The sequence below is a fragment of the Actinomadura sp. 9N407 genome (assembly GCF_044326315.1).
Lineage (GTDB): Bacteria > Actinomycetota > Actinomycetes > Streptosporangiales > Streptosporangiaceae > Spirillospora.
Map to the genome: position 1 here is coordinate 92160 of NZ_JBIRAW010000012.1, position 13303 is coordinate 105462.

Below are 13303 nucleotides of genomic sequence, written 5' to 3' on the forward strand. Positions count from 1 at the left end.
AGCCAATCCAGGTACCGGTTCAGGCGGTCCCCTAGCTTTCTGACGTTGTGGGTATTGCTCAGCCATGCATCCACCTTAGCGGGGCTCAGATTTTCCTACCCCGAGTCCCCGTCGCGTCGGGCACAGCGCGCTGCCATCTGGATCAACCACTTTAAAGACCGTGCAATGCTGTGTCGGTACAGGTAGGATGCATCACGCTGGGCCGCGATGATCTCTCTGATCTAGTAGTGGGTCCGCCGATCCGTTGGGTCGTACCCATCTGCTCTCGCCAACCGACCGCTTGAACTCCTTTAACACAGACAACACCGGGCGTTACGATTCGTAGATGACCTACATCGTGACGCTGCCAGGGCCAGAGTTGGCATTCATCCGCAGCAAGCTACGGATTGAGCAGCGGTTGACTAAGGCTCTCCCGAAGACGCGCTTCGCTAACGAGGGTCCTCGTATGGTCTTGGTACTAGGCGATCTCGGGGCAGACCCACAACTAGGGACAGCTCAGCGACGGCTGCAGTTGGAATGGATGGGCGTTGTTGCAAAGGTGGGTACGGTCGGCGCGGTCGATGCCAGCATCACTATCTACCCGCTGAGGGAGTGTCGAACGCCGATCGATTTCGACGGTCCTGAAGGATTGCTGAATACCCTATCGCGTCCTATCTACGAAGACTTCAACCAAGCCATCATTCCTGGCAGTGTCGGCCGCTGCGGCCACGAGACTTGGACAGCGGTGGAGACAGCTCTTCGGCAGGAGCGGCCAGATCTGGCAGATCTTCTCGACTGGCTGTTGGCCCAAGCGGTAGCGCCCGGCTTGGACCCCGACGACGCAGCGGAGCTTCGGTGGTTGGAGCAGCAGGACGCGCTGCGCAGTATAATGCGCATCTCCGACTTTCCATTGTCCGCGGCAGCTGCGTGGCGACGCCCGGCATCTCCGGACGCCCCTTATTTGGCGGGTCTAATTCCTCAGCCGGTCGAGCACAGTCTCATCGACCATGACATCCGCATCGCTGGTCAGCCGTTCGAAATGTTCGCCGAGTGGCAGGGCTCTACTCGTACTCGATGTGACGTCCACATTCTCGAAGATGCCCAAGGACGTCGACTGGAAGTCGCTAATGTCAACGCTACACCGGTAGAAGCCTGCTTGGGCACCGACATGATTTACTATCACGAACCGACCCATAGCTTCGTCCTCGTTCAATACAAACGCTTGGATCCCAAGGGCCGGTCGATCCGTGTTACACCCCAATTGAGGCAGCAGATTTATAAGCTTGAACAGGTCGAGAAGCTAAGTAAATCGCCAACCTCACCCAGCGATTGGCGGATGGGCAGCGACGCATGTTTCCTCAAGCTCGCCCATTGGCCTGCCGACACCGCTACCCAGCCGGTCGACGGGCTCGTGCCAGGCCTATATTTGCCGTTGTCCTACATCCAGTTGTTGTTGGCCGATGACCGTACTCGCGGCGTCAGATCTGGGGCTCAGGCGCGTTATCTAGGATATCAGCAGGTGGAGCGACATCTGGTCGGGGCGCAATTTGTGGAGCTGGTCAAACATGGTTTGGCCGGTACGGTCCAAACCTCAGTGGAGGAGTTGCGCGCCCTTGTCGAAGGCAGGTTGGACGCTGGCCAGGGCATCATGCTCGCTGCCGAGCGCAGCGGGGAGTCGGGCAAAACGCGGCAGGCACGCATCCGCAAGAGAGGCTCCAAAGCCCAACGCTACAAGCATGACATCGCTGACCAAGAGAGCCTTTTCTAGGCCCTACGGTTTTCCCGCCCGTGACAACCGAAAGGACATAGGGGACGTGCGGTTGCCTGATTGATCACGGTGTCGGCATACACGGATTTCCAAAACAGGTCGACCGCATCAGCGCTGCGGACCGAATTCGCGGGCCGCTGTACCAGCCAGGTGATGGCATGGACCTGTGGGAAACTGGGACGTTCGCCCCACCGTAGCGCGCTGCAAGCGCTGGTGACGTCGGCCCGAAGCCACGAAGCTTCTTTGGCCGAATACCCGGCGCTGACTGACTACGCACGGGCAAGGTCGAAGCTGCCGGTGATCGTGACGGTGCACCCAAGGGTGGGTTGTCCCAGGGTGCAGCCGTCTGTGATGTACCCCCTAGGGGGTACAGAAGGCATGGGCGCAGCGACGTCCCGGCAGCGACGGCCATGGTGCGCATCTGATCCCCGTGGCCTATGCCTGGGACGGCTCGGCCCTGTATACCGCGACCTTTGCCAAGAGCCGCACCGTCGCCAACATCAAAGGACACCCACAAGCGCGGCGCATGCGTAAAATGCCGTCGAACAGCCGCTGAGGTACTGGAGAGCGGACTTGGGGTCATATGTACCGGACCGCTATACCGACAAGGGCGATCGCGTCACCGTCTGGCTCTGGCGAATCGGTACGCCCTTTGTCGCAGGCCTCGTGCTCATCGCCGCGTCCATGGACGTGGGTTACGCCTACAGGGCGCGATTCGGATCCGGTACGGCGGGCACCTTCACGGCACTGGAACACCACTGCGGCGGACGTGAGTGCACCTGGTCGGGTGACTTCGTCTCCGACGACGGCGGCCGGACGCGCAGGGACGTCCGCCTGATCGGAGCCGGGCCCGAAGATCCAGGGGACAGGGTCGCCGCCGTCGACAGCGGCCACCGCCACAGCGTCTATATCCGCAGCGGCTCGTGGGATTGGCTGCTGATCACGATTCTCAGCATCATCAGTATCGCTTTCCTCGTCGTCTGGGCCTTTTCCCTGATCCTGGCCGTCAGCAGGCGCCGTCGGTAGCGTCGGCGGTACGCGGCGCGGGCGGGTCGATGGTGCTGGCGTTCCGGCCGGCGGTGGTCCAGCCGGGTTCCGCCCATCGGGCCTGGAACACCTCGTGGGGGATGCTGTCCTTCCACCGTCCATGGACGGCCAGTCCGGCGGTCAGCCGCCCGATCTCGTCGGCGGCCATGGCGCCGCGCTCGCCCTCGACGGCGATGACGGTGCGCTCGTCGACCATGTCGATGTAGGGGCGTTCGGTCGGGGTGGCCGAGACCATGCAGGGCCGCGTCCGCGCGGGACCGAACTTCTGGCCGGGCATCAGGTCGCTCAGGACGGCGAGGGCTTCGCCGATGTCCTCCCGGCGGCCGCCGGTACGGACCCATGCGCCGATCTCCTCGGCGGTGTCCAGCGGGTTGTGCAGCAGACTGCTGCCGGCGACCTTCACGTACCACTTGCCGTCGGGATAGCGCAGCGGGGGCATCACGATGCCGCCGAAGACCGCGCTCGCGTCGCGGTACTTGAGGTACATCGTGGCGGGCATGTCGATCGCGTCCGGCCCGTCCACCTCGACCAGGACGATCGTCGCTCCGTAGGTCGGCATCAGTAGCGGGCGGGGCAGCAGGCCGGTGGCGTTGCTGGCGGCTCCGGTGGCCAGGACGACCCGTTCGGCCAGCCAGGACGCCCCGGAGCGGGCGGTCACGCGGACCCCGCCGTCCACCTTCTCGGTGCGTACGACCTCCTCGCGCGCCAGCGTCGCCCCCGCCGCGGTGGCCGCGGCCAGTTCGGCTTCCACCAGCCGGCGGGGGTTGAGGATGAAGGCGTCACGCTGGACCAGGGCGACGTGCTTCGGCTCGAAGGTGAGCGCCGGGTACTGCTCGCGCAGGTCGTCCTCGTCCAGCTCGGACACCTCGACGCCGAGGTCGCGGGCGTTCCGGGCCAGGATGTCCCGGTCGAACCAGTCCGCGCCGGATCCGCCGGCCATCGTCCGGGGCATGACCGACAGCGAGTGGGCCGGGACGGTGAACGTGACGCCGGTGCGCTCGCGCAGGTCCGCGAACCGGCGGATCGAGCGCATCGCGAGCAGGGACGTCATGAGCGGGACTTCCAGTACGTGGGCGAGCCGGCCCTCGTCGTAGTGGCCCGCCCAGAGGCCCCTGTGGTCCTCGAACCCGGCGGGCTCGTCAGGGCCTGTCACCAGGGTCGAGTGCCCGCGATCCGCGAGATGCCGGGCCGTGGCGGACCCGATCGGGCCGGCCCCCACCACGATGACGTCGTACAGGTCGCGCACGTGCTTCTCCTCGTTCGGCGAAAGGGGACCCGTCCGAGGGCGGCCGCCGTCCGGCCGTCGCGGGATCATCGGCCCGGACGTCTAAAGTGGACACTATGTGATGTTAAGGATCTGTTTCAATGGCCTGGAAAAATCTTCGGTCCAGGCCCGGGGCCCGCGCTGGCGCGGGAGTGAGAGGTGAGCACTCTGAGTCCGGACGGCCGGCGCGCTTCCGACGAGGCCCAGGCCACCCAGCCCGCGGGCCGCGTCCGTACCAGGACGGGCGGCCGCAGCGAACGGGTCCGCCGCGCCGTCGGCGATGCCGTGCTGGCGTTCCTGGAGGCCGGAAAGATCGACTTCACCACGGTCGAGGTCGCCGAACGAGCCGAAGTCAGCCGGCACACCATCTACCGGTGGTGGCCGACCCACCACGACCTCCTCGTGGAGGCGCTCTCCCGCCACGTTCGCCGTGTCGAGCCGCCCGATACCGGCTCCTGGGAAACCGATGTGCGCGCGTTCGCGCACACGGTGGCCTCGTTCGCCGCGGAACCGGTCGAGATAGCGATGTCCGGCATCATGGCCGGCCGCCGCTTCCCGGAGTTCAACGCCCTGGTCATCGAGCAGTACAGGCCCGTCCTCGACGCCTGGCGGCAGATGGCCTCGCGCGCCGTGGCCCGCGGCGAGGCCAACGACACCCACACTTCGCAGACCGTCGTGGCCATGCTGGCGTCTCCCCTGTTCCTGGCCCCCTTGATGCTGGGCCACCCGCCCACCGAGGACGAGATCGACAGGATCGTCGCGTTCGTCCTCGCGGCGACCCGTACCTGACCGAGGCCGTTCCCGCTCTGGCGGGACGCCGCTAGGCGGATCTTCTGCGGACGACCAGGAGTGCCTTGTCGTCCGCCAGACCGCCTCGTGCGTACTCCTGCAATTCATGGTGGACGGTCGGTGCGATCTCATCGGGCGGCAGGTGTCTCCAGGAAGCCACGCGCTCGTCCAGCGGGTAGAAGGCGCCGGACGGGTCCCGGGCCTCGGTGACGCCGTCGGTGCACAGCAGGAGTGTGGAGCCGGGAGGGAAGTCGAACCCTTTGACGGCCCGCGGTTCCGGGCTGAGGGAAGCCAACCCGAGCGGAAGGGCCCCCTCCCCAAGGGGCACCTGGCCGGTACGTTCCTCCTCCAGCAGGTAGGGCGGGATGTGGCCGCAGTTGATGGCCTGAACGCGCGTCTCCGGACCGACGCCCAAGATGAGCGCCGTGACGAATCGTGGTTCCTCGCCCGTCTGGAAAGCGAAGGAATTGTGCCGCAGTACGGAGTTCTCCAGGGCGTCCACGACGGCGGGGAGCGTGGGTTCCGCCAGGGCCGCCTCGCGGAACGAACTGAGGACGGCGAAGGCCGCGCTGATGGCGGGCAGGCCCTTGCCCTGGACATCGGCGATGAAGATCCGGCTGCCGTACGGCGTCGGCAGGACCTCGTAGATGTCGCCGCCCACCAGGCTGTCCTCCTCGACCGGCTCGTACAGGCCGTGGACGAGGAGTTCGTCGGTGACGAGGGGGAACGGGCGCAGGATCTGGCGCTGCAGGGCCGCCGCCGCGGAACGGAGCCGGCTGATCTCCCCTTCCTGGCGGACGCGCCGGATCGCCTGGACCACGCTCAGGCCGTTGAGCGCGACGGCGAAGGCGATGACGCTCACGTTGGCCGCCGGGGTGTCCAGGGGGCTGCGGACCAGCGATCCGGCGATGACCAGGGTCGCCCATACGGAGGCGACCACGGTCTGCCGGACGGTACCGCGTCCGGCGATCAAGGTGGGCAGGAAGACCAGGAACGGGGCCAGGCCGGTCTCCCTGCTGAGCGCGATGCCGACCACCGCGAGGACCGTCGTGATCCCCACGAGCCACACCGCCACGACCAGCCAGGTGAGCGGGGTGGCACGTCCGCGGCGCCTCGTGCCGGCGTTCGGACCGTCCGGATCGTTCGAGATGCGCATCCCTCGCCCCACCGAGAGCCATTACTTCCGTGATCATTAGAACACGAACCGTGACCATCGTCGGCCCGTCGGCGGGCCGCCGACGATCTCCCCACCGACTGAGAATCCGCGGTTTCCCAAGCCGTGCCGGGCCGTCACCCTGGCCGTTCTTCCTGCTGAGCGAGATGCCGGCCACCGCGAGCCATCGTTCTCGTGATCATGGGAACACCCACCGTGATCTCACCCGAGGAACGGCTCGCCCAAGACGGCCTGCGTCGCAGGCACTCACGAAGGAAGGCGACACATGAGTTCAGTCAGCCTGCAAGGAAAGTCGGCCATCGTCACCGGAGGCGCCAGCGGCATCGGTGGCGCCATCACGAAACTGTTCGCCGCACGCGGCGCCCGGGTCGTCGTCGTCGACCTGCAGCAGGAGGCCGGGGAGGCGCTCGCCCGTGACCTGGGCGACGCCGTGCTCTTCCTGCGCGGCGACGTCTCGGACCGGGCCGTCGCCGACCTCGCCGTCGCGACGGCCGTCGAGCACTTCGGGACGCTCGATGTCCTGGTGAACAACGCCAGCGTGTCGCGCCAGAAGCCGTTCGAGGAGCAGACGGACGACGACTGGAACCTCGCCATGGACACCGGCCTGTACGCCACCCGCAACTTCATGCTCGCCGCTCTGCCGGAACTGCGGAAGACGGGCAACGCGGCGGTCATCAACTTCGGCTCCGGCGCCGGGCTCGACGGCCAGCCCAACCAGGCGTCCTACGCGGCGGCGAAGGAGGCCATCCGCGGCCTGAGCCGGGTCGTGGCGAACGAGTGGGCACCGCTCAACATCCGCGTCAACGTGGTCTGCCCGATGGCCCTGACGGCGGGCGTGGCCCAGTGGGCCGAGGCGCGCCCTGAGCAGTACGCGCAGTCCGCCGCCAAGGTACCCCTGGGCCGCTTCGGCGACCCCGATCGGGACGTCGCCCCTATCGTCGCCTTTCTCGCGAGCGACGATGCCCAGTACATGACCGGGCAGACGGTCATGGCCGACGGCGGAGCGATCAAGCTCCGCTGACCGGAAGGGTTCGACCGGCCCAAGGCAGAGGACCGAAATCCGAATCCCGCCCGGATAGGCGACCGGGGCGGACGGCCGGACGGCCGGCGTCGTCAACGGCCCCTGCCAGGGCGGCCTCTGCCATGGCGGCGTCTGGACGGTGGCCGCGATCGGATGTCGGGCAACGCCCACGGTGGCCGGCCGTGCCGCAAATTGCCGGCGAAGAGGGATCCGATCTCTTTCGGCGAGAAAGCGGCGTCGTGGATGGCATCCGGGGTGACCTCGATGCCGTCCCAGAAACAGCCACCGGGCGCCGGGGCACCGAAATCCGGAAGGGTGTCGTGCTCGCCGGTGTGCGCGACGAAAACGTGCTCGTCCTCGGCACCGGTTCGGGCTATGTGGATGAGCGCCCCGATCGTCACCTCGGCGTTCAGTTGCCGATGAAGGATGTGCCGCAAAGTGTCGTCGAACGGCTCGTCGGACTCTCCGATCCCGCGGCCGGGCAGCAGATGGCGCCGGCCGCCGTCCGGCATGGGTCGCCGCAGGGCCAGCAGGAGTCCGTCCGGCGTCCTGATGACGGCACTCAGGCGCATGGTCACCCGGTCTCAGTAGTCCTTCAGGGTGATGGCGGTGGCCGCCTTGTGGATCGGCGCGATGACCTTGGCCATCATGCGGTCCTTGCCCGGCATCCGCCCCATGATCGTCAGGAGGATCATCGAGAACCGGACCTGGCCCTTCGAGCGCATCACCATGCGTTTCACGTTGGCCGGCCCGAGCTTCTGGTTCTGCTCGGCGAACGGGCGCATCAGCCGTTCGTACGCACCGTACCCGGCCCGGTGGTCGCCGTCGGCGGCGGCCAGCTCGCCCGCGAGGACGTAGGCGCCGACCAGGGCGAGGCTCGTTCCCTGGCCGGACGCGGGAGAGGCGCAGCAGGCGGCGTCGCCGAGCAGTGCCACCCGGCCCTCCGACCAGCGGTCCAGGTGAACCTGGCTGATGGAGTCGAAGTAGAAGTCCGGCGAGTCGCTCACACCCTTGAGCAGGCGGGGGACCTCCCACCCTTCGCCGGCATAGGTGTCCGCCAGGAGCCGTTCCTGCTGGGCCCGGTCGCGGCGGTCGTACTCCAGCGATTCCGAGGCGAACAGGAACATCGCCTTGGCGCCGGCCTCGCGCGCCGTGCTGTAGGTCAGCGCGGTCCTGCCGGGGCCGACGTAGGTGAGTTCCTCCCGGTCGAGGTTCAGATGGTTGGGCACGGTGAAGATCGAGACGTGGTAGCCGAGGTCGCGGACGAACCGCTCGTCCGGGCCGAAGACCAGCGCGCGGGTGGCCGAGCGCATCCCATCGGCGCCCACCACCAGATCGAACGTGCGCGTCTCGCCACCGGTGAAGGTGACCGTCACTCCGTCGGCGGTCTCCTCGAGTGAGGCGATGGAGTCGTCGAAGCGATACTCGACCTCCTCCTTGGTCCGCTCGTACAGGAGCCGGTGCAGGTCGCCGCGGAGCAGTTCGGCGTCCCCGTGCACGCGCCCGCCGAAGGTGTCGCCGTCCATGCTCGCCACCCGCTTTCCGGCGGCGTTGACGACCGACCCGCTTTGCACGTGGGTACGCATCCGCCGGACGTCCTCCATGAGGCCCATGCGCTCGACCACATCCAGCGCGGCCCCCCGGATGTCCACCTTGTAGCCGCCCTCCCGGATCGCGGGCGCCTGCTCGACCACCGTGGGTGCGAAACCATGGCGCCGCAGCCAGTACGCCGCCGAAATGCCCGCGATACCTGCGCCGGAGATGAGAACGCTCGGGTTCTTCATGGGACTCCTTGCGAATGGTCCGACTTGCAGCCAATCACAGATCTTTGCGAAATTTGCAGCAAAATCCGATCGGCAGGTGACGGCTACCCGGTCTCCACCGTGAAGGAGTCGAAGTCGGCCGCCGCCTCCGGAACGTCGCGGGCGTAGGCGACGACTCCGACGGCGCCCGGCCCCAACGGCGCGGTCCTGTCGGTCACGGTGGCGACCTTCTTGCCGTTGACGGTGAGGACCAGGCGCACCCCGTTCCGCCGGCCCTGGCAACGCGCCTCGATGTGGTTGACGGGCGCGGGCAAGAAGGCGGGACGGAACGGCCGCAGTTCGGTACTCTGCCCGTTCGCGGCCCTTTTCACGATGGCCGCTTCGCCTGTGCCTGCGGCGTAGAACTCGTACTTGGCGAGTGGACGCTTGGCCGGAGTGCCTCGGCACCACACGCCGTACGCGCCCGTTCCGCTCGCCCTCGCGGCCACGACCACGCCGTCGCGGCGGGAGGTGTCGACATTCGCCGAGGCGGGGATTCCGGCCTGGTTCGGCAGGCGGGACGGATTGGAGACCTTCAGGCGGTAACGGCCGTCGACCAGTTCCGCCGACGCGGTGATCGGGGTGGTGTACCGGCCTTCGGGCCACCAGTAGCGGCCGCTGAAATCGTCGTGGCGCAGCAGTTTCTGGGATGACGGCACGAAAAGGACGGCCGAAACGGCGGCAATTGCTGCAGCCACAACGCCCACTGCGAGAAGGGCACGTACGCGGCCGCTCCGCCATCGCCCGGGTACGGGCGGCGCTGGCGGCACGGTCGTGATGGGCGCCGGTGGCGGGACGGTCCGGTCCGGAAGGGCGATCTCCTGGGTGAGCTGGAGGCCCGAGCCGGTCATCTCCTTCAGGAGCTGGGCGACCGACGGGCGCGCTGCCGGGTCCACGGCCAGCGCCGCCCGTACGAGCGGGGTCAGCCGCTCGTCCAGGCCGTCGAGGTCGCGCGGGCTGTTCATGGTCAGGAAGCGGACCGCCTCGGTGCTGCTGGAGCCGAACGGCCAGCGCCCCGTCCCCGCGTACGCCACGACGCAGCCCCAGGAGAAGACGTCCGAGGCCGCCGTCGCCCGCTGCCCCTGGAACCGTTCCGGCGCGATGACCGGCGGCGTCCCGAAGACGAACGGGCCCGTCCTGCCCTCGGTGTTCTCGATCTGCGCGATGCCGAAGTCGATGACCTTCGGGCCGTACGGCGACAGGATGATGTTGCCCGGCTTGAGGTCGCGGTGGACGATGCCCGCGTTGTGGATGGCGCCGAGGGCCACGGCGGTGCCGACGGCCACCGATTCCAGGCGGCCGCCGTCCAGGGCCCCGTCCATGGCCAGGACGGCGGCCAGCGTCTCGCCCTCGATGTACTCGGTGACGAGGTAGGCCGGCTCGCCGAACGAGGCGTCCAGCACCGCCGCCGTACAGAAGCGCGCCACCCGCCGCGCCGCCTCGGCCTCGTCGCGGAACCGTTCCAGGAACTCCGGCTGCGTGCTCCACTGCGTGTGCATGACCTTCAGCGCGACGCGCTTGCCGTCGGGGGCGTGGGCCAGGTGGACCACGCCCATGCCGCCGCTGCCCAGGAGCCGTTCCAGCCGGTACGGCCCGATGCGCTCAGCCACTGCTTGCCAGCTGCTCGGGTCCGGACTTGAGCGGCAGTTCCTGGCCCGCGACGGTCACCGTCTTCTGGCCCGGCTTGATGGGCGGGGCCGGCTGGTTCACCCCGTTGAGGGTGACGGCGCCGACCTGGTCGCCGTTCGGCAGCACCACCCAGCCGGCGACCAGCTGCCCGTTCGGGGACTGGGCCCGGTAGAGCCCGGCGGTCTTGTCGACCGGGGCCGCCTGGAACGTCCGGAGCCGGCCCTCGATCCAGAACGAGCCCATGCCCTGCAGCGTGTTGAAGAAGCCGACGGGCTTCTTGCCGTCGGGCCCCGTCAGCGTCGCGACGCCGTCCTTGCCGACCGAGCCCTCGAACCACGCCTCGTCGTTGTCGTCGCAGACGAAGGCGCGCGCCCGGTCCCCCATGACCGCGATGGCGAGGTAGTTGTCGGTCTCCTTCACCACCCCGGCGAATCCGGCGAACCGCTCGGCGGGCGCCGACCGCCCGGGCTCCGGATCGGCGGCGCAGCCGGTGATCACAAGCGCACTCAGGGCCCCACCGACCAGCAAAGAGCGTCGCATAACACTTCCCCGTGAGAGTTGGTCGTTTACTGGTTAGATGCGGGATCTCACGGAAAAGATGCATTGGCCCCAGGACAGGCGGTGCCGGCGGTGTCCCGTTCCCCCGCTCCGGCGCCGGTGATCAGTGCTCTGAACTGCCCCGATGGCGATCGCCATCGGGGCAGGTTCAACGGAGCGATGGCCGACTGTGGAAGCCGGGAATCGTGCTGCTCACACGGTTTCGTCGAGAACCTCGCGCAGGGAACGCATGACGTTGGACCGCCATCCGCTGCTCATCCCGTGGAACGCGAAGGTCTGAGCCGGGTCGTCGAGGTCGAAGCCCGCGTGCTCGACGAACAGGCGGGTGCCGTGGCCTTCGGAGACCAGCCGCCAGGTGACGGTGGTGTCCAGGCCGCCACCGGCCCAGCTGATCCGCAGCAGTCGCTCCCTGTCGAGTTCGAGGACCTCGCAGGCGATGATCCCGTCGAACTCGACGTTCGGGATCGGCTTGGTGGTGAAGGTGAACCGATGTCCCACGACGGGCTTGAAGTCGTTGGGCATCAGCCAGCGGGCCAGCAGGTCCGGCTCGGTGAGCGCCCGCCAGACCTTGGCGGGCGGATGCGGCAGGAACTCGTCGACCTCGATCGACGCGCGGTCACCGTTCACGTTGCTCTCCGTCCTGGTCACGGGTGTCATCATCGGTCTCCTCGTCCAGCAGTTTCCGCAGGTCGGACAGCTTGTGCCGCCAGAACCGCTCGTACGGGTCGAGCCATTGCGACAGTTCCATCAGAGGCTCCGCCTCCAGCCGGTAGATGCGGTGCCGGCCGCTGCGCTGCTCGGTGACCAGCCCGGCGTCCCGCAGCACCTTCAGATGCTCGGAGACGCTCGGGCGGCTCATCTCGAAATGGGAGGCCAGGTCGTTCACCGAGCGCGGCCCGTCCAGCAGCAGCGCCGTCAGCTCGCGCCGCACCGGGCTGGCCAGCGCCCCGAAGACGTCGGTCGTCCCGGCCTTGGCGGTCATGGCCCGGTCGGACCGGACAGCACGATTCCGTTGCCGTCCGGATCGGTGAACGTGGCCTGCCGGCCCCACGGCAGGTCCTCCGGCCCCTCCACGGCCACTCCGGTACGGCGCAGCCGCTCGCAGTCCGCGTCCAGGTCGGAGCTCTGCAGCAGCAGTCCCTGCACGCTTCCGGGCGACATGCCGGGCAGGTGGTTCGCGAGGACCACGCTCGTCTCGGCGCCCTTGGGCGCCAGCTGGAGCCAGCGCATCGGCCCCATGGACTGGTCGGTCATGACCTCGAACCCGAGCGCTTCGGCGTAGAACGCCTTGGCGGCGTCCTGGTCGGTGACCGGGACGGTCAGCGTCTGTACGTGCGTGATGTTCATAGGGCCGAAGATACGTAGGCGACTCCCTACATGTCAAGCGTAGGGAATCGCCTACACGTCAGCGGAAGTCGTCGGCGTGGTCGGCCGCCCATTCGCGGAACGTGGCCGGCGGAACCCCCGCGACCTCCTCGAACGTCGTGGTGGCCGGGGCCGGATCGTCCACCAGAGAGGCGTAGCCGTCGAGCATGACGTCGATGAACTCCGGCGGCAGACCCTGCGCGGCCTTCTTCCGCCAGGCGGCCTCCCGGGAGATCTCCTCCCAGCGCACCGGGCGCCCGATCACCTCACCGATCGTCCGCGCGTACTCCGCATACGACAGGACCTCCGCCCCGGTGAGCACGTACTTGCTGCCCGCATGCCCGTCCTCGGTGAGCGCGCGTACCGCCACGGTGGCGATGTCCCGCTCATGGATCAGCGGCATGGACGCGGCCCCGAAAATGTCCCGTACGACACCATCGGCACGGATCTCCGGCGCCCAGGCCAGAGCGTTGACCGCGAAGCCTCCCGGGCGCAGGAAGCACCACTCCAGGCCGGACCGTTCGATCGGCCGTTCCAGCTCGGCGTGGAGCGCCCCGATGGGATCGGTCTGCTCCTCGACGTCGTCCCGTACGGCGATCGAGGAGAGCAGCACGACGCGCCGCGCATACCGGGCGATCGTCTCCACGACCGCAGATGCGTCCTCCGTCGTAGGGAACGGCCAGACCAGGAACACGCTCTCCACACCGTCCAGGCACTTCTCCAGAAGGGCGACGTCGGCGTGGTCTCCGCGTACGACATCGACGCCGTCCGGCAGGCCGGCCGTTTCGGGTGAGCGGGTCAGGGCGCGCACGTCCCGGCCCTGCGCCACGAGACCGTCCACCACATGACGGCCGACATTGCCGGTCGCACCGGTCACAAGAATCATCACAGGCTCCTTCGCAACATC

Annotated in this window: 14 protein-coding genes; 4 read left to right on the forward strand and 10 right to left on the reverse strand. The window is 68.0% G+C overall.

Annotation, left to right across the window (positions count from 1 at the left end; genetic code table 11):
• Window positions 1-325: 325 nt before the first annotated feature.
• Both ACH34Q_RS20635 and ACH34Q_RS20640 read left to right on the forward strand, forming a co-directional pair.
• Window positions 326-1747 carry a hypothetical protein gene (locus ACH34Q_RS20635; RefSeq protein WP_395984614.1) on the forward strand — a complete coding sequence of 474 codons (1422 nt, stop codon included), beginning with the start codon at window positions 326-328 and terminating at the stop codon, window positions 1745-1747.
• Between the two features lie 666 nt (window positions 1748-2413).
• Complete coding sequence (locus ACH34Q_RS20640) at window positions 2414-2773, forward strand: hypothetical protein (RefSeq protein ID WP_395984615.1); 360 nt, start codon at window positions 2414-2416, stop codon at window positions 2771-2773.
• Here ACH34Q_RS20640 and ACH34Q_RS20645 read toward each other — a convergent pair.
• Window positions 2754-4040: an NAD(P)/FAD-dependent oxidoreductase gene (locus tag ACH34Q_RS20645; protein WP_395984616.1), complete on the reverse strand. Its 1287-nt coding sequence runs from the start codon at window positions 4038-4040 to the stop codon at window positions 2754-2756. The genes ACH34Q_RS20640 and ACH34Q_RS20645 overlap by 20 nt on opposite strands.
• A gap of 177 nt (window positions 4041-4217) precedes the next feature.
• Here ACH34Q_RS20645 and ACH34Q_RS20650 point away from each other — a divergent pair, with 177 nt between their 5' ends.
• Window positions 4218-4847, forward strand: coding sequence for a TetR-like C-terminal domain-containing protein (locus ACH34Q_RS20650; protein ID WP_395984617.1), 630 nt, complete (start codon window positions 4218-4220; stop codon window positions 4845-4847).
• Window positions 4848-4878: 31 nt separating this feature from the next.
• On the opposite strand, the gene ACH34Q_RS20655 is transcribed toward ACH34Q_RS20650, so the two are convergent.
• Window positions 4879-6003: a PP2C family protein-serine/threonine phosphatase gene (locus ACH34Q_RS20655; protein WP_395984618.1), complete on the reverse strand. Its 1125-nt coding sequence runs from the start codon at window positions 6001-6003 to the stop codon at window positions 4879-4881.
• 283 nt (window positions 6004-6286) lie between these two features.
• Here ACH34Q_RS20655 and ACH34Q_RS20660 point away from each other — a divergent pair, with 283 nt between their 5' ends.
• Window positions 6287-7042: an SDR family NAD(P)-dependent oxidoreductase gene (locus ACH34Q_RS20660; RefSeq protein ID WP_395984619.1), complete on the forward strand. Its 756-nt coding sequence runs from the start codon at window positions 6287-6289 to the stop codon at window positions 7040-7042.
• A 92-nt stretch (window positions 7043-7134) separates the two neighbouring features.
• On the opposite strand, the gene ACH34Q_RS20665 is transcribed toward ACH34Q_RS20660, so the two are convergent.
• The 8 genes from ACH34Q_RS20665 to ACH34Q_RS20700 all read right to left on the reverse strand — a co-directional run bounded on the left by ACH34Q_RS20665 (window position 7135) and on the right by ACH34Q_RS20700 (window position 13282).
• Window positions 7135-7620, reverse strand: a complete 486-nt coding sequence (locus tag ACH34Q_RS20665; RefSeq protein WP_395984620.1) for a hypothetical protein — start codon at window positions 7618-7620, stop codon at window positions 7135-7137.
• Window positions 7621-7626: 6 nt separating this feature from the next.
• On the reverse strand, window positions 7627-8826 hold the full coding sequence (locus ACH34Q_RS20670) for an FAD-dependent monooxygenase (RefSeq protein WP_395984621.1): 1200 nt from the start codon (window positions 8824-8826) through the stop codon (window positions 7627-7629).
• A gap of 83 nt (window positions 8827-8909) precedes the next feature.
• The gene (locus ACH34Q_RS20675) at window positions 8910-10454 is read right to left on the reverse strand and encodes a serine/threonine-protein kinase (RefSeq protein WP_395984622.1); all 1545 of its coding nucleotides are present in this window, start codon (window positions 10452-10454) and stop codon (window positions 8910-8912) included.
• Window positions 10447-11013 (reverse strand): hypothetical protein, encoded by a 567-nt coding sequence (locus ACH34Q_RS20680; protein ID WP_395984623.1) that lies wholly within the window; start codon window positions 11011-11013, stop codon window positions 10447-10449. The genes ACH34Q_RS20675 and ACH34Q_RS20680 overlap by 8 nt, the downstream gene beginning before the upstream one ends.
• A 210-nt stretch (window positions 11014-11223) precedes the next feature.
• Window positions 11224-11679, reverse strand: a complete 456-nt coding sequence (locus ACH34Q_RS20685; protein WP_395984624.1) for an SRPBCC domain-containing protein — start codon at window positions 11677-11679, stop codon at window positions 11224-11226.
• Window positions 11648-12013, reverse strand: a complete 366-nt coding sequence (locus ACH34Q_RS20690) for an ArsR/SmtB family transcription factor (RefSeq protein ID WP_395984625.1) — start codon at window positions 12011-12013, stop codon at window positions 11648-11650. The genes ACH34Q_RS20685 and ACH34Q_RS20690 overlap by 32 nt, the downstream gene beginning before the upstream one ends.
• A complete protein-coding gene (locus tag ACH34Q_RS20695) occupies window positions 12010-12378 on the reverse strand; it encodes a VOC family protein (RefSeq protein WP_395984626.1) in 369 nt (122 codons plus the stop codon). Before ACH34Q_RS20695 ends, ACH34Q_RS20690 begins: the two co-directional genes overlap by 4 nt.
• Before the next feature lie 58 nt (window positions 12379-12436).
• The gene (locus tag ACH34Q_RS20700; RefSeq protein WP_395984627.1) at window positions 12437-13282 is read right to left on the reverse strand and encodes an NmrA family NAD(P)-binding protein; all 846 of its coding nucleotides are present in this window, start codon (window positions 13280-13282) and stop codon (window positions 12437-12439) included.
• Between the last annotated feature and the right edge of the window lie 21 nt (window positions 13283-13303).